The sequence below is a fragment of the Bradyrhizobium sp. HKCCYLRH3059 genome, from assembly GCF_051168035.1.
Classification (GTDB): Bacteria; Pseudomonadota; Alphaproteobacteria; order Rhizobiales; family Xanthobacteraceae; genus Bradyrhizobium.
This window is the reverse complement of the sequence record NZ_JBNPUF010000006.1, coordinates 283,134-307,326: the sequence shown is the minus strand read 5'-3', so window position 1 is coordinate 307,326 and position 24,193 is coordinate 283,134. Positions and strand designations below refer to the sequence as shown.

23 protein-coding genes are annotated in these 24,193 nt (G+C 65.0%); 9 read left to right on the top strand and 14 right to left on the bottom strand.

Features of this window, described 5'->3' with window-relative positions; all coding sequences use genetic code 11:
• Positions 1-138: 138 nt before the first annotated feature.
• The 3 genes from ACQR13_RS20605 to coaD all read right to left on the bottom strand — a co-directional run bounded on the left by ACQR13_RS20605 (position 139) and on the right by coaD (position 2,024).
• Complete coding sequence (locus ACQR13_RS20605) at positions 139-603, bottom strand: peptidylprolyl isomerase (protein ID WP_315799860.1); 465 nt, start codon at positions 601-603, stop codon at positions 139-141.
• A gap of 294 nt (positions 604-897) precedes the next feature.
• Positions 898-1,461 carry a peptidylprolyl isomerase gene (locus ACQR13_RS20600; RefSeq protein ID WP_315711771.1) on the bottom strand — a complete coding sequence of 188 codons (564 nt, stop codon included), beginning with the start codon at positions 1,459-1,461 and terminating at the stop codon, positions 898-900.
• A 68-nt stretch (positions 1,462-1,529) separates the two neighbouring features.
• Complete coding sequence (gene coaD, locus ACQR13_RS20595; protein ID WP_315827550.1) at positions 1,530-2,024, bottom strand: pantetheine-phosphate adenylyltransferase; 495 nt, start codon at positions 2,022-2,024, stop codon at positions 1,530-1,532.
• A gap of 293 nt (positions 2,025-2,317) precedes the next feature.
• Here coaD and ACQR13_RS20590 point away from each other — a divergent pair, with 293 nt between their 5' ends.
• Positions 2,318-2,575 (top strand): hypothetical protein, encoded by a 258-nt coding sequence (locus ACQR13_RS20590; protein ID WP_434841149.1) that lies wholly within the window; start codon positions 2,318-2,320, stop codon positions 2,573-2,575.
• A 34-nt stretch (positions 2,576-2,609) separates the two neighbouring features.
• Here the strand turns inward: ACQR13_RS20590 and gyrA are convergent, their stop codons facing one another.
• Together gyrA and ACQR13_RS20580 are read right to left on the bottom strand one after the other, a co-directional pair.
• Positions 2,610-5,354 carry a DNA gyrase subunit A gene (gene gyrA / locus ACQR13_RS20585; protein WP_315827548.1) on the bottom strand — a complete coding sequence of 915 codons (2,745 nt, stop codon included), beginning with the start codon at positions 5,352-5,354 and terminating at the stop codon, positions 2,610-2,612.
• A gap of 313 nt (positions 5,355-5,667) precedes the next feature.
• Entirely contained in the window at positions 5,668-6,561 is an 894-nt protein-coding gene (locus ACQR13_RS20580; protein WP_315711766.1) for a LysR family transcriptional regulator, read from the bottom strand.
• A gap of 136 nt (positions 6,562-6,697) precedes the next feature.
• On the opposite strand from ACQR13_RS20580, the gene ACQR13_RS20575 reads away from it, so the two are divergent.
• On the top strand, positions 6,698-7,693 hold the full coding sequence (locus tag ACQR13_RS20575) for an aldo/keto reductase (RefSeq protein ID WP_316165346.1): 996 nt from the start codon (positions 6,698-6,700) through the stop codon (positions 7,691-7,693).
• A 140-nt stretch (positions 7,694-7,833) separates the two neighbouring features.
• Here the strand turns inward: ACQR13_RS20575 and ACQR13_RS20570 are convergent, their stop codons facing one another.
• Complete coding sequence (locus ACQR13_RS20570) at positions 7,834-8,331, bottom strand: single-stranded DNA-binding protein (protein ID WP_315711764.1); 498 nt, start codon at positions 8,329-8,331, stop codon at positions 7,834-7,836.
• Positions 8,332-8,793: 462 nt separating this feature from the next.
• On the opposite strand from ACQR13_RS20570, the gene ACQR13_RS20565 reads away from it, so the two are divergent.
• The 6 genes from ACQR13_RS20565 to uvrA all read left to right on the top strand — a co-directional run bounded on the left by ACQR13_RS20565 (position 8,794) and on the right by uvrA (position 16,708).
• Positions 8,794-9,549, top strand: coding sequence for an outer membrane protein (locus ACQR13_RS20565; protein WP_315711763.1), 756 nt, complete (start codon positions 8,794-8,796; stop codon positions 9,547-9,549).
• A 192-nt stretch (positions 9,550-9,741) separates the two neighbouring features.
• Positions 9,742-10,497, top strand: coding sequence for an outer membrane protein (locus tag ACQR13_RS20560; protein ID WP_316170186.1), 756 nt, complete (start codon positions 9,742-9,744; stop codon positions 10,495-10,497).
• Positions 10,498-10,761: 264 nt separating this feature from the next.
• Positions 10,762-11,547: an outer membrane protein gene (locus ACQR13_RS20555; protein ID WP_434863145.1), complete on the top strand. Its 786-nt coding sequence runs from the start codon at positions 10,762-10,764 to the stop codon at positions 11,545-11,547.
• Between the two features lie 212 nt (positions 11,548-11,759).
• Positions 11,760-12,500, top strand: a complete 741-nt coding sequence (locus ACQR13_RS20550; RefSeq protein ID WP_315827542.1) for an outer membrane protein — start codon at positions 11,760-11,762, stop codon at positions 12,498-12,500.
• A 293-nt stretch (positions 12,501-12,793) separates the two neighbouring features.
• Positions 12,794-13,438 carry an outer membrane protein gene (locus ACQR13_RS20545; RefSeq protein WP_315827541.1) on the top strand — a complete coding sequence of 215 codons (645 nt, stop codon included), beginning with the start codon at positions 12,794-12,796 and terminating at the stop codon, positions 13,436-13,438.
• A gap of 276 nt (positions 13,439-13,714) precedes the next feature.
• On the top strand, positions 13,715-16,708 hold the full coding sequence (gene uvrA / locus ACQR13_RS20540) for an excinuclease ABC subunit UvrA (protein ID WP_316175355.1): 2,994 nt from the start codon (positions 13,715-13,717) through the stop codon (positions 16,706-16,708).
• Positions 16,709-16,899: 191 nt separating this feature from the next.
• Here uvrA and ACQR13_RS20535 read toward each other — a convergent pair whose 3' ends face one another.
• The 3 genes from ACQR13_RS20535 to ACQR13_RS20525 all read right to left on the bottom strand — a co-directional run bounded on the left by ACQR13_RS20535 (position 16,900) and on the right by ACQR13_RS20525 (position 18,934).
• Positions 16,900-17,229, bottom strand: a complete 330-nt coding sequence (locus tag ACQR13_RS20535; RefSeq protein WP_316175353.1) for a hypothetical protein — start codon at positions 17,227-17,229, stop codon at positions 16,900-16,902.
• Between the two features lie 236 nt (positions 17,230-17,465).
• On the bottom strand, positions 17,466-17,780 hold the full coding sequence (locus ACQR13_RS20530) for a hypothetical protein (protein WP_316175352.1): 315 nt from the start codon (positions 17,778-17,780) through the stop codon (positions 17,466-17,468).
• A 161-nt stretch (positions 17,781-17,941) separates the two neighbouring features.
• Entirely contained in the window at positions 17,942-18,934 is a 993-nt protein-coding gene (locus ACQR13_RS20525; RefSeq protein WP_316165342.1) for a lipase family protein, read from the bottom strand.
• A gap of 272 nt (positions 18,935-19,206) precedes the next feature.
• On the opposite strand from ACQR13_RS20525, the gene ACQR13_RS20520 reads away from it, so the two are divergent.
• On the top strand, positions 19,207-19,851 hold the full coding sequence (locus ACQR13_RS20520) for an HAD hydrolase-like protein (RefSeq protein WP_315711750.1): 645 nt from the start codon (positions 19,207-19,209) through the stop codon (positions 19,849-19,851).
• A 184-nt stretch (positions 19,852-20,035) separates the two neighbouring features.
• Here the strand turns inward: ACQR13_RS20520 and ACQR13_RS20515 are convergent, their stop codons facing one another.
• The 5 genes from ACQR13_RS20515 to ACQR13_RS20495 form a co-directional block, all read right to left on the bottom strand.
• Positions 20,036-20,968, bottom strand: a complete 933-nt coding sequence (locus ACQR13_RS20515; RefSeq protein ID WP_315712611.1) for a cytochrome D1 domain-containing protein — start codon at positions 20,966-20,968, stop codon at positions 20,036-20,038.
• A 276-nt stretch (positions 20,969-21,244) separates the two neighbouring features.
• On the bottom strand, positions 21,245-21,799 hold the full coding sequence (locus ACQR13_RS20510) for an SRPBCC family protein (protein WP_315827537.1): 555 nt from the start codon (positions 21,797-21,799) through the stop codon (positions 21,245-21,247).
• Positions 21,800-21,903: 104 nt separating this feature from the next.
• Complete coding sequence (locus tag ACQR13_RS20505) at positions 21,904-22,590, bottom strand: UPF0149 family protein (protein ID WP_316192969.1); 687 nt, start codon at positions 22,588-22,590, stop codon at positions 21,904-21,906.
• Positions 22,591-22,614: 24 nt separating this feature from the next.
• Positions 22,615-22,803 (bottom strand): hypothetical protein, encoded by a 189-nt coding sequence (locus ACQR13_RS20500; RefSeq protein WP_434863144.1) that lies wholly within the window; start codon positions 22,801-22,803, stop codon positions 22,615-22,617.
• Positions 22,804-23,353: 550 nt separating this feature from the next.
• A complete protein-coding gene (locus tag ACQR13_RS20495) occupies positions 23,354-24,124 on the bottom strand; it encodes an AAA family ATPase (RefSeq protein ID WP_315827535.1) in 771 nt (256 codons plus the stop codon).
• Between the last annotated feature and the right edge of the window lie 69 nt (positions 24,125-24,193).

Here is a 24,193-nt window from a genome sequence, read left to right as displayed (position 1 = left end):
GTCGTTCTGGGACGACCATCGGCCCTTCATCCCGGGACGCGTGCGACAGCACGCGTCGCGAAGGATGAAGGCCCGACTGTCTGCCTCATGGTGCGAGACGCGTGCTGCGCACGCGCCTCACCGTGAGGATCGCAAAGTCTAAGCCGCGTCGGCGGCCATGTAGGCCTTCACGATCTTGTCCGGGTTCTGCACCGGCTCGCCGCGCTTGATCTTGTCGACGTTCTCCATGCCCTCGGTGACCTTGCCCCAGACCGTGTACTGCTTGTCCAGGAAGCGGGCGTCGTCGAAGCAGATGAAGAACTGGCTGTCGCCAGAATCAGGATTGGCCGCACGCGCCATCGAGGCGGTGCCACGAACATGCGGCTCGGCGTTGAACTCGGCCTTCAGCTTCTTGCCGGAGCCGCCGGTGCCAGTGCCCTGCGGGCAGCCGGTCTGCGCCATGAAGCCGTCGATGACGCGGTGGAAGACGATGCCGTCGTAGAAGCCCTCGCGGACGAGCTCCTTGATGCGCGCGACATGGCCGGGCGCGAGATCGGGACGCATCTCGATCGTGACGGGGCCCTGAGTGGTCTCGAGGATCAAGGTATTTTCGGTCACAGCCATTCTGGTCTCTCGGTTTTTGTAGAATTGACGGGGGTCAGGACAAAGCAAATCCTGGGTCTGAAATGTCGCGGCGCCTTCCCATGTGCGGCCGTCACCCCTCCTGACGGCAATCCGAGCACGACGAGGCCCGCGATGCTGGCCCAGAATAGACCCAATGCGCTTAAAGCTGAAGCCACCGGCCCTGTCGATGTGACGGGGCGGCAGAATCGGCATGCCTCCGCGACGTGGCAAAAGGTTCCTTAAGGCCCGGGGGAACCCGGGCGCGAGACCCGGGCATGCCCCCGCTCTGCCTGCCTACTTGATGTCCGAGGCGACCTGAACCTTCACCATCTTGTCCGGATCGGTGACGGCACCGCCCGACGAGCCCGGAGGCGCCTTCTTGAGCTTGTCGACGACGTCCATGCCCTGCACGACCTCGCCGATCACGGTGTATTGGCCGTTGAGGAAGGACGCATCGCCGAAGCAGATGAAGAACTGCGAGTTGGCAGAATCGACGCTATCGCCCCGACGCGCCATGCCGACGGTGCCGCGCTTGAACGGCGTGCTCGAAAACTCCTGCTTCAGGTTCGGGTACTTCGAGCCGCCGGTGCCATTGAAGTTCTGGCCGTCGCCGGTCTGCGCCATGAAGCCGTCCATGACGCGGTGGAACGGCACGTTGTTGTAGAAGCCTTCGCGCGCCAGCGTCTTCAGTCGCTCGGCATGCTGTGGCGCCAGATCGGTGCGCAGCTTGATGATGATGCGGCCCTTGGTGGTGTCGATGACCAGGGCATTCTGCTTGTCGAGGCCGGCAGGCAGCGACTGGGCCAGCGCCGGCAATGCGAACACGAGAGCAAAGACGAAGGCGAGAGCGCGGATCATGGCAACTCCGATGACATGAGACGATGAGGAGAGGAAGGCACCGCCGGAAGCGGCCGGTGCCCGAAGGATCACTTGAACTTGGCCTTGAGACTTTCGGCCACCGACGGCGGCACGAAATGCGAGATCTCGCCGCCCATGGCGGCGATCTGGCGAACCAGCGTGGCCGCGATCGGACGGACACCCACCGAGGCTGGAACGAACACCGTCTGGACCTGCGGTGCCATGGTCTGGTTCATGCCGGCCAACTGCATCTCGTAGTCGAAATCGGTGCCGTCGCGCAGGCCCCGGATCATCATGATCGCACCGGCCTTTTGCGCGGCGGTGACGGTCAGATTGTCGTAGGTCGAAGCCTCGAAGCCGCAGCCCGCCGCGGCTGCGACGGGACCGAAGATCTCGTGCGCCATCGCCAGCCGCTCCTCGGTCGAGAACAGCGGCTTCTTGCCGTGATGCACGCCGACCGCGACGATCAGGCGATCGCAGAGATGAACGGCCTGCCGGACCACATCGAGATGGCCGTTGGTGACGGGATCGAACGAGCCCGGATAGAGCGCAATGCGTTGCATGCGCCCGTCCTATACCGCCCGGAACAGGCCGGCAAGCCGCCGTCAGGCCCGCTGGCGTGGCTGTGATGGGCAAAGAGCGGCCGAGAGACCGCACCGCAATGAAATGGGCTGCGACACCGGGGAGCCGGAACTGTGGTCGGCTACCGCGATTGTTTCATCGGAACTCGGGACACGAAACACGCTCGCGCAGAGACGAAACCAATTCGCCCGTTCCGCGAAGACGTCTCGAAACCCGAACTGATTATCAAATCCTTAACGAACAACGGGCCGAACGGCCCAGACAGGGGACCGTCATGATCAAAGCGCTATCTGCAGTCGCAGCGGCCGGCTTGGTGGCTGCCGGCATCACCCTCCTGCCCGGCTTCGCTCCTCAGGTCGAAGCCAGCGTGCCACGTCCGCTCGCCAAGGCGGACCGCCTGGACAATCGACCGATCGGCCGCGACTGCTCACAGCAGGCCTGGCCGAACTTCGAAGCTGGCTGCCTGCGCAGCGCCGGAACCAGAGGAACGGTCCGCGAGGCCAGGATGGTCTCCGTCGAGCGGACGGAGTAAGCGAATAGCTGCTCACTATTCGCCGGTCGCGCCTTTACTCGCCATTTGCCTGCTCGCTGGCCCCGTTGCCGTTCTCGGCCTCCTCGCCGATATGCTCCACCGACACGACATGCTCATCATCGGCGGTGTCGAACACAATGACGCCCTGGGTCGAGCGTCCCGCGATGCGGATGCCGTCGACGGGGCAACGGATCAACTGCCCCTTGTCCGTCACCAGCATGATCTGATCGCCATCCTCGACCGGGAATGAGGCGACGAGCTTGCCGTTGCGGTTGTTGACGGACATCGCGACGATGCCTTTGCCGCCGCGGCCGGTGGTGCGGTACTCGTAGGACGAGGTGCGCTTGCCGTAGCCGTTGACCGAGACGGTCAGCACCACCTGCTCCTGCGCCGACATCTCGACATAGCGTTCCTGCGACAGCTGGATCGCGCCAGCGGCCGCCTCCTCGCCCTCGGTCTCGACCGGCTCCTCGGTGGCAGCATCGCCCGACATCGCCCGCCGCATCTTCAAGTACGCCGTACGCTCGTCCGAGGTCGTTTCGACATGGCGCAGGATCGACAGCGAAATCACCTTGTCGCCGCCGGCGAGCGCGATGCCGCGCACGCCCATCGAGGTCCGCCCGGTGAAGACGCGCACGTCGGTGACGGGGAATCGGATGCACTGCCCGCCCGACGCCGTGAGCAGCACGTCGTCACGCTCGGTGCAGATCTGCACGTTGACGATCTCCTCGCCCTCGTCGAGCTTCATCGCGATGATGCCGGAGCGGCGCACGTCGACGAAATCCGACAGCTTGTTGCGGCGGACGTTGCCGCCGGTGGTGGCGAACATCACGTCGAGATTGGCCCAGGAGGATTCATCCTCCGGCAGCGGCATGATCGTGGTGATGCGCTCGCCCTGCTCCAGCGGCAGGATGTTGATCAGCGCCTTGCCGCGCCCGTTGGGCGCCGCGATCGGCAGCCGCCAGACCTTCTCCTTGTAGACCTGGCCGCGCGACGAGAAGAACAGCACCGGCGTGTGCGTGGAGGCCACGAACAGCCGGCTGACGAAATCCTCCTCGCGGGTCTGCATGCCCGAGCGGCCCTTGCCGCCGCGGCGCTGCGCCCGATAGGCCGACAGCGGCACGCGCTTGGTGTAGCCGGCATGCGACACGGTCACGACCATGTCCTCGCGCTGGATCAGGTCCTCGTCCTCGACCTCGCCTTCCTGCTCGGCGATCACGGTGCGGCGCGGCGTGCCGAACTCCGCCTTGATCGCGGCGAGCTCGTCCTTGATGATCCCCTGCACCCGCGCCCGCGAGCGCAGGATGTCGAGATAGTCGTTGATCTCGACCTTGAGCTTGTCGAGCTCGTCGGAAATCTCTTCACGGCCGAGCGCGGTCAGGCGCTGCAGACGCAGGTCGAGAATCGCCTTGGCCTGCTCGAACGACAGCCGGATGGTGCCGTCCTCGGCGAGGCGATGACGCGGATCGTCGATCAACGTGATGATGGCCTCGACGTCGCGCGCCGGCCAGTCGCGCGACATCAACGCCTCGCGCGCGGACGCAGGATCGGGCGAGGTCCTGATGACCCGGATGACCTCGTCGATATTGGCCACGGCCACGGCGAGGCCGACCAGGATGTGGGCGCGGTCGCGCGCCTTGTTGAGCAGGAACTTGGTCCTGCGCGTGACGACACGCTCGCGGAACGCGACGAAGATCGTCAGCAGGTCCTTCAACGTCATCGTCTGCGGGCGGCCGCCGTCGAGCGCCAGCATGTTGGCGGCGAAGCTCGTCTGCAGCGGCGTGAACTTGTAGAGCTGGTTGAGCACGACGTCCGGCACGGCGTCGCGCTTCAGCTCGACGACGACGCGGTAGCCGTCGCGGTCGCTCTCGTCGCGCAGGTCGGCAACGCCTTCGACCTTCTTCTCGCGCACCAATTCGGCGATGCGCTCGACCATCGTGGCCTTGTTCACCTGGTAGGGAATCTCGGAGATGATGATCGCCTCGCGATCCTTGCGGATCGTGTCGATCGTCACCTTGCCGCGCATCATGATCGAGCCGCGGCCCAGATGATAGGCCGAGCGGACGCCGGCGCGTCCAAGAATGATGCCGCCGGTCGGGAAATCCGGCCCCGGAATGATGTTGATGAGCTCGTCGATCGTGAGCGCGGGATTGTCGATCAGCGCGATGCAGGCATCGATCACCTCGCCGAGATTGTGCGGCGGGATGTTGGTGGCCATGCCGACCGCGATGCCGCCGGCGCCATTGACCAGCAGGTTCGGATATTTGGCCGGAAGAACCGACGGTTCCTTGTCCGAATTGTCGTAGTTCGGCTGGAAGTCGACGGTGTCCTTGTCGATGTCGTCGAGCAGCGGGATCGCCGACTTGGCGAGCTTCGCTTCGGTGTATCGGTAGGCGGCCGGCGGATCGCCGTCGACGGAGCCGAAATTGCCCTGGCCGTCGATCAGCGGCACGCGCATCGAGAAGTCCTGCGCCATGCGCACCATGGCGTCGTAGATCGACTGGTCGCCATGCGGATGGTATTTACCGATGACGTCACCGACCACGCGCGCGGACTTGACGTATTTCTTGTCGGGCGTGTGCCCCTGCTCGTACATCGAATAGAGGATGCGCCGATGCACCGGCTTCAGGCCGTCGCGCGCATCGGGCAGCGCTCGCGACACGATCACGCTCATCGCGTAATCGAGGTAGGAGCGCTTCATCTCATCGAGGATGGAGACGGGACGAATGTCGGAAGGTCCGCCCGGCTCGCCGGGCTTCTCATCTTCTTTATCGGACAAAGGGGATACCGGTCGGTTTTGACACGCGAAAATCGCTTGGAATCATATAGCGCATCGCGTCACGGCAGGCCACCCCTTGACGCACCGGCAAGACGGATTTTTTGGCCGCATTTCCAGCGACTTAACGAGGTCTTACGCTGCGACCGACGGTGCCCCGGACGCCCCCCCGCGGACTGGACTTCAGCCGTGCCGCCGCACTTGTTTTCCCGCCTCAGCGCCGCAGTTGCAGAGAGACTGCCAGCGGCGCGCGAGAGCCGTTGATTCTTCAGCAAAATCCGTTTGTCCGGCGAAACGATCTCGCGAACCGGGCTCGTCATGTGCGATAGCGCAGCGCGTCGACCAGCACCGTGAACGCGGATGTGGGCTGCCGGCGGCTGGGAAAATACAGATGATAGCCGGCAAACGGCGCGCACCAGTCTTCCAGGACGCGAACGAGCTTGCCTCGCGCAAGGTCGTCCCGGACCTGATCCTCGGGCAGATAAGCGAGCCCGAGCCCGGCGCGCACCGCGTTCATGCGCATCGCGATGTTGTTGAACACCAGTTGCCCGTCCACGCGCACCTTCAGCGCGCGTCCACGCTTTTCGAACTCCCACGCATAGATCCCGCCCAGGGTCGGAAGTCGGATGTTGATGCAATTGTGGTCCGTGAGATCCTGCGGCTTCCTTGGCCGCGACCGCACGGCGAAATAGGCCGGTGAGCCGACCACGGCCATGCGCAGGTCCGGCCCGATCCTGACGGCGATCATGTCCTTGGCGACCTGCTCGCCGAGGCGGACACCCGCATCGAATCTCTCGGCGACGATATCGGTCAGTCCATAGTCGGTCACGACCTCGACCTTGATGTCGGGATACAGCGGAAGCAGCTTTTTCAGCGCCGGCCAGAGCACGGAGTCCGCGGCATGCTCTCCCGCCGTGATCCGGATCGTGCCGGCGGGCCTGTCGCGCAATTCCCTCAACCCCGCCAGTTCCGTTTCGATCTCATCGAACCGGGGTCCGATGCTCCGCAGCAGACGTTCACCGGCGGCCGTCGGGGCGACGCTGCGCGTCGTGCGCGCCAGCAGCCGCACGCCGAGCCGGGCCTCCAGATTGCGAAGGGCATGGCTGAGCGCCGACTGGCTGACGCCGAGCCTGGCAGCCGCCCGCGTGAAGCTTCCCTCCCGGGCGACAGCGAGGAAACCAAGGACGTCGTTCAGGTTCTCGCGCAGCATTCATGATTCCATTTCATAAAAGTATGCGCATTCTAGCCTCTAATGTTATCGCGGTCACAGCCTTAGGTTCAGCCCGGACGGCAAGGTTGACGACGCGTGATGCCGGCGTTGACCGCAGGACGGACAGGAGAACCGGATGAAGAAGAGAACCCTGGGCAAGAGCGGCCTCGAAGTGTCGGCCATCGGCTTCGGCTGCATGGGCCTGAACTTCGGCTACGGTCACGCGCTCGAGAAGGACGACGCGGTCAACCTTATCCGCGCCGCCTTCGATCGCGGCGTGACATTTTTCGACACCGCCGAAATCTATGGACCGTTCACGAATGAGGAGCTGGTCGGCGACGCCCTGGCTCCCGTTCGGGACAAGGTGGTCATCGCCACCAAGTTCGGCTTTGCGATCGACCCGGCGACCGGCCGGTCATCAGGGATGAACAGCCGCCCCGAGCGCATTCGCGCGGTCGCGGAGGCATCCCTGAAGCGGCTCAAGACCGATCGCATCGATCTGTTCTATCAGCACCGCGTCGATCCGGACGTGCCGATCGAGGACGTCGCCGGCGCGGTCAAGGATCTCATCGGGCAAGGCAAGGTCAGGCACTTCGGCCTGTCCGAGCCCAGCGCCCAGACCGTACGGCGCGCGCATGCCGTCCAGCCCGTTGCCGTGCTCCAGAACGAGTATTCGCTGTGGACCCGAGGTCCCGAGAGCAACGGCATCATTCAGGCATGCGAGGAGCTCGGCATCGGCCTGGTGCCCTATAGTCCCCTGGGAAAAGGCTTTCTGACCGGCGCGATGAACGAGACGACCACGCTGGCCGACAACGACTTCCGCAGCACCCTGCCGCGCTTCACGCCCGCGGCGATGAAGGCCAACCAGGCGCTGGTCGATCTCCTCAAGCAGATCGCCGAACGCAAGGCATCCACGCCGGCCCAGATCGCGCTCGCCTGGCTGCTCGCGCAAAAGCCGTGGATCGTTCCCATTCCGGGCACGACCAAGCTCCATCGCCTCGACGAGAATCTCAAGGCCGCCGACGTCGAGCTCACTGCGGACGATCTCGCCCAGATGGAGCAGGCCGCAGTTGCGATCAAGGTTGAGGGAGAACGCTATCCCCCGCACCTGATGGCGACAACAGGGCGGTAGAACCCCTCTCCCACATCACCGGGCACTCCCATCGTGAGCGCCCGAAACCACCTGGAGGCGACGCGCCGCCGGCGGCGCGTACACCCCACAGCTTCACCGAGATCGCGCCTTCTCCTTCACACCAAGGCGCGCCCTGAATTTCAGAACGGAATGTCGTCGTCCATGTCGCTGTTGCGTCCGCCACCGCCCGCCGAAGCAACCGCGCGGCGCGGCGGCGCCATCGACGGACCGCTGCTGCCAAAATCACCGCCACCCATGTCATCGGAGAAGCTGCCGCCACCGCCGCCCCGGCCATCGAGCATCGTCAGGGTGGAGTTGAAGCCCTGCAGCACGACCTCGGTCGAGTACTTCTCGACACCGCTCTGATCGGTCCATTTGCGGGTCTGCAGCGCGCCCTCGATGTAAACCTTGGCGCCCTTCTTCAAATACTGCTCGGCGACCTTGCAAAGACCTTCGTTGAAGATCACCACGCGGTGCCACTCGGTCTTTTCCTTGCGCTCGCCTGTCGCCTTGTCGCGCCACGTTTCCGACGTCGCAATGCTCAGATTGGCGATCGGCCGCCCATCCTGCGTGCGCCGGATCTCGGGGTCCTTGCCGAGGTTGCCGACCAGAATCACCTTGTTCACACTACCCGCCATCACCACTCTCCCGCGGTTCTCGATCATCGGACCGGCCGTCCACACCGGCCTCACGGCGTCCGGTGGCTAACCCTTCCTCTCGCGGCGGACCCTATACGGTTGCCGCGCGGTCCACCCGCCCTGTCCATTGCTTATCCACATATAGCAGGCGGAAGGCCATTGTTCCAGTTTTGTTCGCGCGCATATGTCTACAACCGTGCGTCGAGTTCCGCGGAACTCGATGGAACCGCAAGTTCTCGCAATGGAACCCGGAAAAAGTTCCCTTATTCACGAAAAAGGGATTAACTTTCATCAAGTTAGCCAGCCTCACTTCCTCCTCGGCTGTGGCTTTTGGGAGACGGTATCCAGGGTTGAATCGCGTATATTTGAGGATGGATTGGGGCCGCAAGCGTGGTCGCACCAACTTCACAGACGAGCGTCTCCGGGGACCATTTTGGAGACGCCCAACGCGGGAGACTTGGGATGAAACGAATTTTTCTCGGAGCTGTCAGCTTGATGGTTTTGGGGGCGCTGACGCCGGCGGGAGCCGCCGATCTCGCCGCCCGCCCGTACACGAAGGCCCCGGTGATGGCGCCGGCGCCGCTTCCGACCTGGGCCGGCTTCTACCTCGGCCTGCAGGGCGGCGGCGGCTGGGGCCGCAGCAACGAGACCTTCTTCGGGGCGCCGAATACGGCGATCTTTGCCGGCACCCAGAACTATGACACCAGCGGCGGCTTCGTCGGCGGTGTGGTCGGCTACAACTGGCAGGTCGACAACATCGTGTTCGGTCTCGAGGGCGACTATCACTGGGCCGACATCAACGGCCGGTCGGGCGTCGTCAACGCCGGTCTCGGCGATACCTACTTCACCAGGCTGCGCGGCTTCGGCGACATCAAGGGCCGCCTCGGCTGGGCTGCGGGTCCGGCGCTGTTCTTTGTCAGCGGCGGCGCTGCCGTCGGCGATCTCCAGCACCGCTACGACGCGGCGCTCAATGGTGGCGCGGCCAATAGCTTCGCTCAGAACAACTGGCGCTGGGGTTGGACGATCGGTGCCGGCGCCGAGTACATGTTCGCGCCGAACTGGTCGGCCAAGGTCGAATACAACTATCTCGACTTCGGCAAGAGCTCGATTCAGTACAGCGCGGTTCCGACCAACCGCTCCGAGTGGAGCGACACCGTGCACACCGTCAAGGCGGGCGTCTCCTATCACTTCGGCGGCCCGATCGTGTCGCGCTACTGATTGCACGCAAAAAGCGAATATGTCGAAAGGCCGGCCTCGCGCCGGCCTTTTTTGTGTGCCAGAACCGGCACTTGCCGAGCCGTTGTGTCCTTTGGGTGACGGCTTTTTACGGCGGAAGGAGCTATCAACGTCCGGCGGGTGGGCGTTGGTGAGAGCGTGCGTGCGGGCGTCGGACGTGGTTTGGGGAATGCGATGAGAAGGCTGTTGCTGGGGGCGACAACTTCGCTGGCGCTGGGGATTGCGCCGGCCATCGCTGCCGATCTGCCCGCGCGCACCTTCACCAAAGCGCCTGCGATGATCACGACGATCTATGATTGGAGTGGCTTCTATATCGGCCTGAATGCCGGTGGCGCAGCGGCCCGCACCTGCTGGACCAACAAGGTCAGCTTTGCCGGCGTGGCCGCAACCAACGCGGAAGGCTGCCATGATGCGACCGGCGCGCTGGCGGGCGGCCAGATCGGCTATCGCTGGCAGGCTGGCGGCTGGGTGTTCGGCATCGAAGGTCAAGGCAACTGGGCCAACCTCAAGGGCAGCAACACCAGCCAGTTCGCCCCGGCCGTGACCAACCAGACCAAGATCAACGGCATCGGCGTGTTCACCGGCCAGATCGGCTATTCCTGGAACAACGTGCTCTGGTACGTGAAGGGTGGCGCCGCGGTCGCGGGTGAGAAGTACAACGGCCTCTCCACGGCCACGGGCGTGGTGCTCGACGTGTCCAGCGCCACGCGCTGGGGGGCTGCGGTCGGGACTGGTGTCGAGGTCGGCTTCGCCAAGAACTGGTCGGTCGCAGCCGAATACGAGCACCTGTTCATGGGCAACCGCACCTTCGGCTTCTCGGGTGTTCCCCTTGGAGCCGCGGGCCGGACCGATGCGGTCGGCCAGGACGTCGACATGGCGACGGTCCGCGTGAACTATCGCTGGGGCGGTCCCGTCGTTTCCAAGCACTGACCCTCGAGGGCTGACACTCGGGATCTCACGCGGCGGCGCTTGCCCGGCCTGTCGTCACTCACGCTGTGACACAGCTCCCCCCGTCGGCTCTGGCAGTCGCCGTCTTTACCCGCGCTTAAGCACGATCGGCACATCCCGCCACACGGCTCGTCCCGGTCACGAGTTTGGAAAGCAGTCTCCCTTACAACCAGCCACAGGCCACCTTCGCGTGGGCCCGGATCGGAGGGATCCGGAGCGTGGTGTATTGGGACTGGGGAGAGACGAATGCAGAAGACGACCTTGATCTTGACCGCAAGCGCCGCGGCGCTGGGACTGGCGCCGGCCTCGGCGGCCGACTTCGCGACGCGCCCTTACAGCAAGGCGCCGCCGCCGGCCTATGTCACGCCGCTGCCGAGCTGGGCCGGGTTCTACCTCGGCGTCAATGGCGGCGCCGACTGGAGCCACAATTGCTGGACGCTCAACCGCGTCGGCGGCGTGGCGGTCGTGCCGACCCAGTCCGAAGGCTGCGACAACGCCTCGAGCGGCCTCATCGGCGGCCAGGTCGGCTATCGCTGGCAGGCGGCGAGCTGGGTGTTCGGCGTCGAGGCCCAGGGCAACTGGACCGACCTGAAGTCGTCCAATGCGAGCACGGCTGCGCTGGCCGCGGGCATCACCAACACCACCAAGACCGATGCGATCGGCCTGTTCACCGGCCAGGTCGGCTACGCCTGGGGCAACGTGCTCTGGTACGTGAAGGGCGGCGCCGCCGTCACCCACAACAAATACACCGGCACGGCGAATGCGGCCGCGCCCTTCCCGGTCGGCACACTGCTGGATTCCGCCAGTGAGACCCGCTGGGGCGGCACCGTCGGTACCGGCGTCGAGTTCGGCTTCGCGCCGAACTGGTCGGTCGCCGTCGAGTACGACCACCTGTTCATGGGCTCGCGCGACATCAGCTTCCCGGCCACCGCAACCGTGCTGTCGCGCGTCGATACCATCAAGCAGGACATCGACATGGCGACCGTCCGCGTGAACTATCGATTCGGGGCGCCGATGGGCACGCGCTACTGAAAAAAGCCGCCGCTCGCACGCATTCGGAAAGGCCGGCCCTCGCGCCGGCCTTTTTCGTGTCAACAGCCCGGCAGCGTCGCGGCGTTTTTGTGCTAAATATATGATATATAACGCTTTTTCATTTCTGTGGCGGGCGCGTTACAGCCTCTCCGGGATGCCCTGTGTATGACTTGCCCATCGCTTGTCATTCCAACCTCCCGGGGGAGAATTTGATGAAGAAGTTGCTTGTGATCACGACGGCGCTCGTCGGCATCGCATCCGCCACATCCGCGTCGGCGGCCGACATGGCGGCCCGCCCGTACACCAAGGCGCCGCCGATGGTCGCGCAGATCCTGAGCTGGTCGGGCCTCTACGCCGGCATCCAGGGCGGCGGCGGCTGGGGCACCAGCAAGGAGACCTTCCTCGGCCGCTTCAATGCGCCGGGCTTCCTGGGCACCCAGAACTACAACACCAATGGCGGCTTCGTCGGCGGCGTGGTCGGCTACAACTGGCAGGTCGACAACGTCGTGTTCGGCCTCGAAGGCGACTATCACTGGGCCGACATCAACGGCCGCTCCGCCGTGGTCAATGCCGGCGTCGGCGACACCTTCTTCACCAAGCTGACCAGCTTCGGCGACATCAAGGGCCGCCTCGGCTATGCCGCCGGTCCCGCCCTGTTCTTCGTCAGCGGCGGCGCCGCGGTGGGCCAGTTGCAGCATCGCTATGACGGCGTGCCCGGCAACGTCTTCAGCCAGAACACCACCCGCTGGGGCTATACGGTCGGCGCCGGCGCCGAATACATGTTCGCGCCGAACTGGTCGGCCAAGCTCGAGTACAACTATCTCGACTTCGGCAAGAGCACGATCCAGTACAGCGCTGCGGCGCTCAACCGCTCCGAGTGGAAGGACACCGTTCACACGGTCAAGGCCGGCCTCAGCTACCACTTCGGCGGCCCGGTCATCGCAAAGTACTGATGCCTGCAAACCGACAGGTTCCGAGAAGGGCCGGCGAAAGCCGGCCTTTTTTGTTGCCCTGATGCCACCTTGCCGGCTCGCCACACCCGGAACCAAGTAACTGAGTGACATAGGCTTTCTGGAACTTGGCCGTAAAAACGCGGTTTGGGCGCGAGTGTGTCTTCAGGGTGACGGTAATCCGTACGGAACCGGGCTATAGGAACCTCGTCAACTTGAACGGGTGAGTCTGTTTCGTGCGTAAGCTTATCGGTGCGATGCGGACTTCGAGGAATAAAAATAAACTGGAGACTGGAATGAAGAAGATCCTGCTCGCGACCGTGGCCTTGGCCGCCCTGGCCGCTCCCGCTGCCGCCGCTGATCTTGCCGCACGCCCGACCTACACCAAGGCCCCGGTTGCCGCGCCGGTGCTGACCTGGACCGGCTTCTACATCGGTGCCATGGGCGGCTATGCCAACGAGAATGCTGACTTCGCGGCCATGAAGGGCGGCTTCGCCGGCGGCACCGTCGGCTACAACTGGCAGCAGGGTGCTGTCGTGTTCGGCCTCGAGGCCGACGCCGCTTGGGCCGACATCAACGCAAACGTCGGCGCGCTCGGTGTCAACGCCGAGTCCAAGATCCGCGACTGGGGCACTGTCCGCGGCCGCATCGGCTACGCCTTCGGCCCGACCCTGCTGTACGCGACCGGTGGTTACGCCTGGGCCGACAACCGCATCTCGCTGACGGCCCCCGGCTTCGCCGCTGCCGACAGCAAGATCCACTCCGGCTGGACCGTCGGCGCTGGCGTCGAGTACATGTTCGCCCCGAACTGGTCGCTGAAGGGCGAGTACCTCTACAAGAGCTTCGGTGGCGAGAGCTACACCTTCACCGGCCTCGGCACGCTCACGACCGGCACCCTCAACGTGCATTCCGGTCAGGTCGGCATCAACTACCACTTCTAAGTTTTTGCCTCCGGGCCAACGCACACAGCCTCCGCTCTGCCAGAGCGGAGGCTTTTTCTTTGTGGGATCGTGCACAAAACAGGACGGAACCGGCAGCCTCCTGCCAGTCGCTGCCATTCCCTGAGCGCATTGTTGATGATTCGCTGACGGCACTGGAAATCCAGCTCCGTTCTTCCTACGTTCCGACCATACCTTTTCCCCCTGGCGTCCGATGGCCGGCTTCCGGCGAAACGCGCCTGCAACGATGGCGCGACTCTGCGCCGTGGGACGATCGTCATGGATGAAGTGCTCAAGGCCAAGCAGCGCGCGCAAGCCAACCAGTCGAGCCTGCGGGCCATCACCATCCGCGGCGCCCGCGAGCACAATCTGAAAAACATCGACGTCGAGATCCCGCGCGACAGGCTCGTCGTGTTCACCGGCCTGTCCGGCTCCGGCAAATCCTCGCTCGCCTTCGATACGATCTACGCCGAGGGCCAGCGCCGCTACGTCGAATCGCTGTCGGCTTATGCCCGCCAGTTCCTGGAGATGATGCAGAAGCCGGACGTCGACCAGATCGACGGCCTGTCGCCGGCGATCTCGATCGAGCAGAAGACGACCTCGAAGAACCCGCGCTCGACGGTCGGCACCGTCACCGAGATCTACGACTACATGCGCCTGCTGTGGGCGCGCGTCGGCGTGCCCTACTCCCCGGCGACCGGCCTGCCGATCGAAAGCCAGACCGTCTCGCAGATGGTCGACCGCGTGCTGGCGATGCCCGAGGGCACCCGCCTCTATCTGCTGGCGCCGGTCGTGCGGGGACGCAAGGGCGAGTACAAGAAGGAGCTCGCCGAATATCTCAAGAAGGGCTTTCAGCGCGTCAAGATCGACGGCACCTTCCATGAGCTCGCCGAGGCGCCCACGCTCGACAAGAAGTTCCCGCACGATATCGACGTCGTCGTCGACCGCATCGTCGTGCGCCCCGACATCGGCCAGCGTCTCGCAGAAAGCTTCGAGACTGCGCTGAAGCTCGCCGAAGGCCTGGCCGTCATCGAGTTCGCGGACGCTCCCGCCTCGGCCGCGCCGGCGGAGGAGAAGGAAAAGAAGAAAACCGCAAAGATCCACGACAAGAGCGGGCCCGAGCGCATCCTGTTCTCGGAGAAGTTCGCCTGCCCGGTCTCCGGCTTCACGATCCCCGAGATCGAGCCGCGGCTGTTCTCGTTCAACAACCCCTACGGTGCCTGCCCGGAATGCGGCGGCCTGGGGGTCGAGCAGCACGTCGATGCCGACCTCGTCATTCCCGACAAGGACGTCACCCTGCGCAAGGGCGCGATCGCGCCCTGGGCCAAGTCGTCGTCGCCCTATTACCTGCAGACGCTGACCGCGCTCGGCAAGTTCTACAAGTTCACGCTGGACACCAAGTGGAAGGATCTGCCGAAGAAGACGCAGAACGCGCTGCTGCACGGCTCCGGCGACGACGAGATCAAGTTCACCTATGAGGACGGCGTCCGCGCCTACGACACCAAGAAGCCGTTCGAGGGCGTCATCACCAACATCGAGCGCCGCTTCCGCGAGACCGAGAGCGAGTGGGCGCGCGAGGAGCTCGGCAAATACTTCAACGACGTGCCCTGCGCCGGCTGCACGGGTTTTCGGCTGAAGCCCGAGGCGCTGTGCGTCAAGGTCGGCGACAAGCACATCGGCGAGATCAGCGACCTCTCCGTCAAGGCGGCCGGCGAGTGGTTCGCCGAGGTGCCGAAGGCCCTGAACGCGCAGCAGACCGAGATCGCCACGCGAATCCTGAAGGAGATCCGCGACCGCCTCACCTTCCTGCTCGACGTCGGCCTCAACTACCTGACCCTGGCGCGCTCCTCCGGCACGCTGTCCGGCGGCGAGAGCCAGCGCATCCGCCTGGCGTCGCAGATCGGCTCGGGGCTGACCGGCGTGCTCTACGTGCTCGACGAGCCGTCGATCGGCCTGCACCAGCGCGACAATGCCCGCCTGCTCGACACGCTGAAGCGGCTGCGCGACCTCGGCAACACCGTCATCGTCGTCGAACATGACGAGGACGCGATTCGCCTCGCCGACTATGTGCTCGACATCGGCCCCGGCGCCGGCACCCATGGCGGCCACATCGTCGCCGAGGGTACGCCGGCCGAGATCATGCGCAATCCGGCGTCGCTGACCGGCAAATATCTCACCGGCGAGTTCGAGGTCGAGGTGCCGGAGCGGCGGCCGCCGAACCATCGCCGCACCATCAAGGTCGTCAATGCCCGCGGCAACAATCTGAAGAACGTCTCGGCCGAGATCCCGCTCGGCCTGTTCACCGCGATCACAGGCGTGTCCGGCGGCGGCAAGTCGACGCTCCTGATCGACACGCTCTACAAGGCGATCGCACGCAAGCTCAACGGCGCCAACGAGGCAGCCGCGCCGCACGACCGCATCGAGGGGCTGGAGCATATCGACAAGATCATCGACATCGACCAGTCGCCGATCGGCCGCACGCCGCGCTCCAACCCCGCGACCTATACCGGCGCGTTCACGCCGATCCGCGAATGGTTCGCCGGCCTGCCGGAATCCAAGGCGCGCGGCTACGAGCCCGGCCGGTTCTCCTTCAACGTCAAGGGCGGCCGCTGCGAGGCGTGCCAGGGCGACGGCGTCATCAAGATCGAGATGCACTTTTTGCCCGACGTCTACGTCACCTGCGACGTCTGCAAGGGCAAGCGCTACAACCGCGAGACGCTCGACGTGCTGTTCAAGGGCAAGTCGATCGCCGACGTGCTCGACATGACCGTCGAGGAGGCCGCGGAGTTCTTCAAGGCGGTGCCGCGCGTGCGCGACACCTTCGAGACCCTGCGCCGCGTCGGCCTCGACTACATCCATGTCGGCCAGCAGGCCACCACGCTGTCCGGTGGCGAGGCCCAGCGCGTCAAGCTCGCCAAGGAGCTGTCCAAGCGCGCCACCGGCCGCACGCTCTACATCCTGGACGAGCCGACGACGGGCCTGCACTTCCATGACGTCAAGAAGCTCTTGGAGGTGCTGCACGAGCTGGTCGCGCAGGGCAACACGGTCGTCGTGATCGAGCACAATCTCGAGGTCATCAAGACCGCCGACTGGGTCATCGACCTCGGCCCCGAGGGCGGCGACGGCGGCGGCGAGATCGTCGCCTGGGGCCCGCCGGAAGATATCGTCAAGGCGCCGCGCAGCTACACCGGCCAGTTCCTCAAGCCGGTGCTGGAGAAGTCGGCCAAGCCGAAGAAGCGCGGCCGCGGCGCGGCCAGCGAGGCGGCGGAGTAGTTGCCCTCAACTCCCTTGTATCGATCGTCATTGCGGGCGAAGCGAAGCAATCCAGGGCCGCGTACGCGACTCTGGATTGCTTCGTCGCTGCGCTCCTCGCAATGACGCATGTGGTCGATACCGGTTCATCACAGCAAAGCCCGCCGCTCCCTGCAGAGCGGCGGGCTCGATGTTTCTGCAACGAACTCAGATTACCACTGGCGATAATACCCGCTCCGCGTGCCGTTGTTGTTGCCGCGCGGTCCGACGTCGCCCTGGGTCGAGCTTGGGGTCGGGTGGTTTGTGCCGTTGTAGCCGGCGCCCCAGCCCGGGCCGTCATACGGGCCCGGCGCGACGGCGACGTAGCCTTCCTCATAGACCGGCCCTGGCGCCCAGGCGAAGGAGTCGCGGTAGGCATAGGTGCTGGTGACCTGGCCGCCATAGCCGTAGCCGCCCGGCCCGTATTCGCCGGCCGAGGCGCCGATCGTGCCGGCGACCAGCGTGACGGCGGCCAGCGCGGCCAATCCAAACGTGCGTGTCATGAACTTGCTCCGTTGTTCCCAATTCATCGAGGAACAAACCATCGTCATGCCCCGGCAGTTCCGCCACCCGCCACAACATGTGTGCGACACAACGTGGCGCTCACGTTGCCGCGATCAGATGATCCGGAAGCTGGTCGCATCATCTCGCAAGCGACTGGGCGTCCTCTCAGACGACAAACCCGCCGCTCTTGTCGGAGCGGCGGGCTTGATCGACTCACTTCAGCGCCAGACGGCAACTACCACTGCCGGTAGGCGCCGGTCAGCGTGCCGTTGTTGTTGCCGGACGGGCCGACATCGCCCTGGGTCGAGCCCGGGGTCGGATGGTTGGTGCCGTTGTAACCGCCGCCCCAGGCCACTGGGCCAGCCACCGGACCCGGCGCGTAGGCCGGCGCCGGCGCTCCGCCATACACCGGCTCGGAATCGGAGGTCTGCGCCGGCGGCACCCAGGCCATGGAGTCGCCGAATCGGGCATAGCCCTGCGCGGACGCGGCGGCGGTGCCGATCACCAGCGTGGCTCCGGCCAGCGCGGCCATCTTGATCGTACGTTGCATGTCTCTCTCCTCGCTTCTGTGCGGGGTCAACCACCGCACGGCGCCAGGCGTTCCCGCAGCGCACACTCACAATAATCGTGATGAAAGGTTGATCGGCCGCCGCACCGAGCCCCCTTGCAGGACTGAGCGAACCCAGCCCCGCAAAAGCTGCCCTGCGGCGCTCAGGCCGCGACGGCGACCGCCCGTGGCCGCGCCACGCCGGTCTTGGTGACTCCCGGCAGCGGCGGCGCCTTCGTGCCGGTCGCATGCGGGAAATACTGCAGCTGCATGGAATGCATGTAGCCGGCTTCCGCGGTCCAGGAGTCGTTCGCCTCGACGATCGGCGTGATCGTGAACAGATCCGGATTGCTCGGCGCAATCGACGTATAGGTCGGGATCGCTGCGCTGAGCCACTCGAGCGGTTTGTAGATCGAGTAGTAGTTGGTATCCTTCAGGACCGGCGCCGGCGGCGGATAGGTACCGAGAATTCCGTTCAGGTTGGCCCAGGCCATCGGCACGATGTCGTTGCTGTTGACCGCCGCGTAATAGGTGTAGCTCTTTGCGAAGGTCGTCGCGAAGCCCGCGTTCCACATCGTCGGAGCCGCGAAGGTGTGCGGCCACAGCGTGAACGTCAGCGACGAGTTCAGCTTCGGCAACTGGTCCTGCAGCCACGCCGTCGCCACCACGGCGAGCGCGCCGCCGAGGCTGTGCCCGGTCACCATCAGTTGCAGGTTCTGCTTGGCCGCAAGGCCGCGCAGATAGTCCAGCAGCGACAGGTCCGTCGTGGGATCGGTGAGCGCGATGACCAGCGCCAGCGCGTCGTTGATTCCGGCGCTGATCTGCAGCGGCGCTCCGGCCTGCTGCGGATACAGCCACGGCACCTGGAAGACAGCATCGGCATCGGCGAGCACGTTCTCGAACGCGCCGGCGACCGAGCCATCAACATCGGTGCCGCGGAACGCCACCGCGTAGCTCCCGTCGCTGCCTTGCGCGACGTAGGCGAGCACGCCGTTGTTGACCGCCGGGCCCCAGCATAGCGACCACGGACCGTTCGCCGCACCCGATGGGACGGACTTCAGCATCGCCACGAAATCGCTCGGCTGAACCACATCGAGCGCGTCGTCGATATAGGCGAAGTAGGACAGATACGCTGCAGCAACCTTGTTGAGGGCCATGTGAAATCTCTCTGGCTTGAATGATGAAAACAATTTCGATCAAATCGGGCAGGCAGACCCTGATCCGCCGGCCCACCGGGATGATAGACCGCGTTATCTCCAGGTGCACATCACAACATGTTCAACCCCTGATCATCAAACGTCACCGTGGAGCTGCGACACGCAATGATCGCATCTCATTGCGCGCCGCCCCTCCCATTGCTATGGCGCAGGCTGTCGCAGGACGACACGCCTCGACGATCATCAGCTCCTCGCCACGCTCACCTCGCGCGATGCCCTACTCTCTCGTCATCTTTGATCTCGACGGCACCCTCGCCGACAGCTTCCCGTGGTTTCGCACCCACGTGAACGTCGTCGCGCAGCGCTTCGGCTTTCGTCAGGTGAAGGACGAGGACATCGACGGGCTCCGCCATGCCTCGACCCGTGAGATCCTCGATTTCCTTCAGGTGCCGCGCTGGAAGCTGCCCTTCATCGCGCGCCACGTGCGCCAACTGAAGACGGCGCATGCAGCGAGCATCCCGCTGTTCGCAGGCGTCGACATCATGCTCGACACGCTTGCCGCGAACGGCACCATGCTCGCATTGGTCTCGTCGGACAGCGAGGCCAACGCGCGGCAGAAGCTCGGATCGCGCGCCGGGCTGTTCGCCGATTTCGATTGCTCGGCCTCGGTGTTCGGCAAGGCACGGAAGTTTCGCCGGGTGCTGAAGCGGCTGCGCGTCGACCCGGCAGAGGCCATCGCGATCGGCGACGAGACCCGCGACATCGAGGCGGCGCGTGCCGCCGGCATCGCCTTCGGCGCGGTGACATGGGGCTATGCCGCGGAGCAGGCGCTGCGCGACCACCAGCCGGAGATGCTGTTCACCCGGATGGACGAGATCGTGGAGCGGTTGGTGGTGCCCGCCAGACGAGATTCGTAGCCTGCATCAGCGCCGCCGGCGACATGCAGGGATAATGACGAGCCTCGATAACCTCACCGCGTCATTGCGAGCGCAGCGAAGCAATCCAGAGTCTTCGCGCGGCCTCGATTGCTTCGCTGCGCCGCTGCGCTCGCAGTGACGGAGGCTGCAGATGCAACTCCATTTCCGCCACCGGCGGACCTGCTCACCGCCGCAGGAACGCGCCGAATGCGCGCGGACCGTCGCCGACCTTGATCTCTCCGGTGACCTTCAGCGCGGCCACGTCGATGACGCTCAGAATGTTGCTCTCCCAATTGGCGACGATGACGCGCTGGCCGTCGGCGGTCGCCTCGATGCCCTCCGGATAGTCGCCGACGCTAATGCGCTTGAGCGGCTGCAGGCTCGCCAGGTCGAACACGCTGACCGTGCCGTCATACTGGTCGGTGGCGAAGCCCCTGCCCTGCGCCAGCGCCACCGCATAGGGCCGCAAACCGGTCTTGACCCGGCCGATCTCGCGGCGCTCGGCGAGGTCGATCACCGAGACGTCGTTGGAGGCGACATTTGCCGTGTAGGCGCGCTTGCCCTCGGCGTCGATGGTGACACCGAACGGCCGCGTGCCGACCTTGATGGTCGCAAGGCGCTGGCGCGTCGCCGTGTCGATCACCGAGACCATGTCGTCATCGCGGTCGGCGGAGAGCAGCAGCTTGCCGTCTTGTGTCACCGCAAGCCCCGACGGCGAGGCGCCGACCGCGATGCTGCCGGTCACGGTCCGGGTCTTCGCATCGATCACGCGGATTGCGGCGTTGTACCAGTCTGCGACGTAGACCGTCGAACCGTCCGGCGTCACGGCAATGCCGAGCGGCCCGCCACCGACCTCGACCCGTCCAACCACCTTTCGCGCGACAGCGTCGACGACGCTCACGCTCTTGTCGTCCGGGCTCGCCACATAGGCGAAGCGTCCGTCGGCAGCCACCGCGACGCCGGCCGGCTTGCCGCCGATCGGGATTGTCGCCACCGGCTTCGAGGTCGCGAGGTCGACGATCGTCAGATCGTCGCTGAGCTGGTTGGTGACGAAGGCCTCCTCGGCATGGGCACTGGCGCAGCAGACGAGCAAGGCTGCGAGCAGAAACGCTCGAATAGGATCTGGGAGACGATGAGTGGTGCAGCGCCTTGCCTTGTACCCACCTCGCCCCGCTCTTGTCCGCCGTAGCTCGCAGAGCGAAGGCGGATGCGGGGCCGCGACGAGCTTCGCTCGCGCTGAGAGGTCGGATTGCATCGCCAGATGCAATCCGGGTGAGGGGGCACAGGTCCAACCACCCACACCACCCGTTCGGCAGCCCCTTACCCCAACCCTTTCCCCGTAAGAACGGAGAGAGGGAGCGCAGCGCTGACTTGGCGACATGGTCGTATCCAATCAGCTCCCGCTTTCCACCTTCTTCTTCAGTCCTTCGAGCCCGCCCTTGTACAGGCCGGTCACCGCATTGACCGCGGCCTCGTCGTTCAGTTCCGGTGGCGGATCGTTGTTGGGGAAGCCGCGGTAGAACGCGCCGGTCCATTCGACCACGCTGCCCTTGCCGTCCGCACTCGGCGTCACCGCGATGGTCGACGAGTAGTTCGTCACCGGCAGCACCTTCACGTCGACGGCGGTGATACGGTACGAATAGCTCATCTTCTCGGCGTCGTATTTGTAGAGCTCCTCGTCGACGGTAGCGCCGCCCTTCAGGGTCAGCTTGCGCGTGGCGCCAATCTCGTTGCCCTTGTCGCCCGCGGTCTTGTCGACGACGCCGAGCCAGCTCATGTCCTGGAAGTTGCCGATCACGGCCCACACCTTGGCGGGCGCGGCGTTGATCTCGACGTGCTCCTGCACCTTGCGCCGGGTCGGACCATGCGCATCCGCTGTGGTCAGGACCGTCGTTGCGATCGCGAGCGCCGCCGTCACGGCCAGCGCCTTGCCGAACACCATCCTCATGTCGTTTCCTCAGTCACTCTCATTGGCCGGCGCATCCGGCGCGCGGCGGCGCATCTTTACACCGCTCCCGATTGTTGCAACAAAAAAGACCGTGTCGTGGCCGATCAATTCGCGCCGCAGCAGCGCTTGTATTTCTGGCCGGAACCGCACGGACAGGGGTCGTTGCGGCCGACCTTGCCGAACGACGCGAAGGGATTGGGCTGCCGGGCGAAGCTGGTGGACGCGGGCAGCGGAGCCCCGCTCTGCCGGTATTGATGCAGCGTCAGCACCGCCTCGCGGATATTCTGGGGCGCGTTGCGACTGAGATTTCGATATTCGACGGGATCCGGGTTCTCGTCGAGAGTTGCGCCGATCATCATCATCAGACCGACCGCAGCCATGGCGACTTCGCCGCCCACCCGCTCATACGCATCGAACCTGTCACGACGCAGGTTCGTGGCCGCCGCGAAGCCGTCGATCCACAGCTCCCAGACGACCTCGCCGTTGAAGCCGTCGATAGGAAAGCGCGGCTGGTACTGCTCCGGATGATGCGCGAGCGTCAGCGCGATCTCCCGGTGATAGTCCATGACCAGCCCGAGCACCTCGTTGGCATGGTCGATGCTGGTGAACACGGAGCGACGGCCCTTGCCGAGCCCGAAGGCCGCCGCGAACCATTCGCCCGGCGGAATCGGCTCAGGGAGCACGAGCAGGCCGGCGATGAAGCCGTCGAGCTCCTCCAGCACCATGGCGCGATCATCCAGGGCCAGGAGCGCCTGTTCGAGCTTGTCGTGGCGACCGATCTGCTCCGGCATGCAGCCCCTCTTCCTTCGCTCCTGTCACGTTCCGAGTCGCCCGACGGGCACGGCGCGCACATGGCCGAGCCACGACGCGGCCGTTTTGACACCAAAACGGCCATGCGCGCAAAACCTAAATTTGCGCACGGGGATCAGCGGCATCACCCTTGTCCAGTCCTGCCGTGAAAAATATTCCTGTTTCGCCATTTCGGAATTTCTGTTTTCCTGCATGCGTCCTGTCCTCACGAGAGGGGCGCTTCGCGGTCGTCACGGGCGTGGAGGGCGGGATGCGATGGACGTCACGGGCCCGGCGCTTTTGCGCAGACGACGGGTTTTGTGGCGGACGGCGAAATCGTGTGGTCCTGACCTCCCGACGCTGAGGTCAAGTGGGTGTCGATGCCTTCAAGGCGTCGCGCCGATGACGGTGGCCAGAAGGCCCGGCGCACCGAGGAGAGCGCGTATAAGCCGGTAGAAACCGTCGCGCAGGGAAGGCCGGTTGTTCGGCCAATCCTGTGGTTCCTGCCGCCTGCATTTTTTTCGCAGGCGGGCCATGGGTGCGGCCTGCACCCGGCCTTCCCTGCGCCCTCTCACTGAGGAGGGCGGAATGAACGTCAAAGCTCGGGTGCACCTGGCACGGCGAGAACGCGCAGTCATGTCTCTCCGTCATCGCGAGGAGCAAAGCGACGAAGCGATCCAGAGTCCTCGTGGGATCCTGGATTGCTTCGCTTCGCTCGCAATGACGGCCGAGCAGGCTTCGCTCTGCTCGCCTATCATCCCGGCCTCACTCCGCCAGCACCGCCTGCACGAAGCCGTCGGGGTCGGCGCAGAACTCACGCATCGCCTTGAAATGATCCGTATCCTGCACCGCGACCTTCTCCAGGCCGTATTTGGTCAGCCGCAACAGGGTCGCGCCGGGATAGGCCATCAGGACCGGCGAATGCGTCGCCATCAGCACCTGGCAATGGCTGGAGTCATCCATGCGCCGCATCAGCTTCAGGAACTCGATCTGGCGCGCCGGCGACAGTGCCGATTCCGGCTCGTCGAAAATGTAGATGCCCTGGCGCTGGCAGCGTTCCTCGAAGAAGCGCAGGAACCCCTCGCCATGCGAATGGGACAGGAAGTCGGGCGGCGGCCCGCCGAACGGATCGTCCAGTGCGGCCTGATCGAGATAGCGCGCCACCGAAAAGAAGCTCTCGGCGCGGAAGAACCAGCCTTGCGTGATCTTCGGCAACCAACTCGCGCGCAGCGCGGCGGCGAGTGCGCCGCCCATACGCTCGATCGCACGCCCATGGTCGACCGGCATGTAACCCTTGCCGCCGCCAGCTTCGTCGTAGCCCGCGAGCGCGGCAATGCCTTCGAGCAGGGTCGATTTGCCGGTGCCGTTCTCGCCGACAATGATGGTGATGGCGTTGGTGAAGCTGAGCTCGAACGCGTCCTGCAGGAACGGCAGGCAAAACGGATAGGCCGCGCGATCGGAGATCTTCGCCGGATCGAGCCACAGCCGCTTCAGATAAGGGGCCGGCAGCCGGATCTCGCGTTGCTTCCTCGCCATGACGCCTTCACAACCTCGGTGACATCACCGGCAATCTCGCACATCGCGCCCGCATCGGCCACCGGCCCA

Excerpts from the sequence above, each read along its gene's own strand:
- ACQR13_RS20600 (WP_315711771.1), bottom strand. The coding sequence starts at position 1,461 with ATGATCCGCGCTCTCGCCTTCGTCTTTGCTCTCGTGTTCGCATTGCCG.
- ACQR13_RS20505 (WP_316192969.1), bottom strand. The coding sequence starts at position 22,590 with ATGCCGGAGCAGATCGGTCGCCACGACAAGCTCGAACAGGCGCTCCTG.
- ACQR13_RS20555 (WP_434863145.1), top strand. The coding sequence starts at position 10,762 with ATGCAGAAGACGACCTTGATCTTGACCGCAAGCGCCGCGGCGCTGGGA.
- ACQR13_RS20495 (WP_315827535.1), bottom strand. The coding sequence starts at position 24,124 with ATGGCGAGGAAGCAACGCGAGATCCGGCTGCCGGCCCCTTATCTGAAG.
- ACQR13_RS20575 (WP_316165346.1), top strand. The coding sequence starts at position 6,698 with ATGAAGAAGAGAACCCTGGGCAAGAGCGGCCTCGAAGTGTCGGCCATC.
- ACQR13_RS20535 (WP_316175353.1), bottom strand. The coding sequence starts at position 17,229 with ATGACACGCACGTTTGGATTGGCCGCGCTGGCCGCCGTCACGCTGGTC.
- uvrA (WP_316175355.1), top strand. The coding sequence starts at position 13,715 with ATGGATGAAGTGCTCAAGGCCAAGCAGCGCGCGCAAGCCAACCAGTCG.
- ACQR13_RS20530 (WP_316175352.1), bottom strand. The coding sequence starts at position 17,780 with ATGCAACGTACGATCAAGATGGCCGCGCTGGCCGGAGCCACGCTGGTG.
- ACQR13_RS20500 (WP_434863144.1), bottom strand. The coding sequence starts at position 22,803 with ATGCAGGAAAACAGAAATTCCGAAATGGCGAAACAGGAATATTTTTCA.
- ACQR13_RS20545 (WP_315827541.1), top strand. The coding sequence starts at position 12,794 with ATGAAGAAGATCCTGCTCGCGACCGTGGCCTTGGCCGCCCTGGCCGCT.
- ACQR13_RS20560 (WP_316170186.1), top strand. The coding sequence starts at position 9,742 with ATGAGAAGGCTGTTGCTGGGGGCGACAACTTCGCTGGCGCTGGGGATT.
- ACQR13_RS20525 (WP_316165342.1), bottom strand. The coding sequence starts at position 18,934 with ATGGCCCTCAACAAGGTTGCTGCAGCGTATCTGTCCTACTTCGCCTAT.
- ACQR13_RS20550 (WP_315827542.1), top strand. The coding sequence starts at position 11,760 with ATGAAGAAGTTGCTTGTGATCACGACGGCGCTCGTCGGCATCGCATCC.
- ACQR13_RS20580 (WP_315711766.1), bottom strand. The coding sequence starts at position 6,561 with ATGCTGCGCGAGAACCTGAACGACGTCCTTGGTTTCCTCGCTGTCGCC.
- ACQR13_RS20605 (WP_315799860.1), bottom strand. The coding sequence starts at position 603 with ATGGCTGTGACCGAAAATACCTTGATCCTCGAGACCACTCAGGGCCCC.
- ACQR13_RS20570 (WP_315711764.1), bottom strand. The coding sequence starts at position 8,331 with ATGGCGGGTAGTGTGAACAAGGTGATTCTGGTCGGCAACCTCGGCAAG.
- ACQR13_RS20520 (WP_315711750.1), top strand. The coding sequence starts at position 19,207 with ATGCCCTACTCTCTCGTCATCTTTGATCTCGACGGCACCCTCGCCGAC.
- ACQR13_RS20510 (WP_315827537.1), bottom strand. The coding sequence starts at position 21,799 with ATGAGGATGGTGTTCGGCAAGGCGCTGGCCGTGACGGCGGCGCTCGCG.
- ACQR13_RS20590 (WP_434841149.1), top strand. The coding sequence starts at position 2,318 with ATGATCAAAGCGCTATCTGCAGTCGCAGCGGCCGGCTTGGTGGCTGCC.
- coaD (WP_315827550.1), bottom strand. The coding sequence starts at position 2,024 with ATGCAACGCATTGCGCTCTATCCGGGCTCGTTCGATCCCGTCACCAAC.
- ACQR13_RS20565 (WP_315711763.1), top strand. The coding sequence starts at position 8,794 with ATGAAACGAATTTTTCTCGGAGCTGTCAGCTTGATGGTTTTGGGGGCG.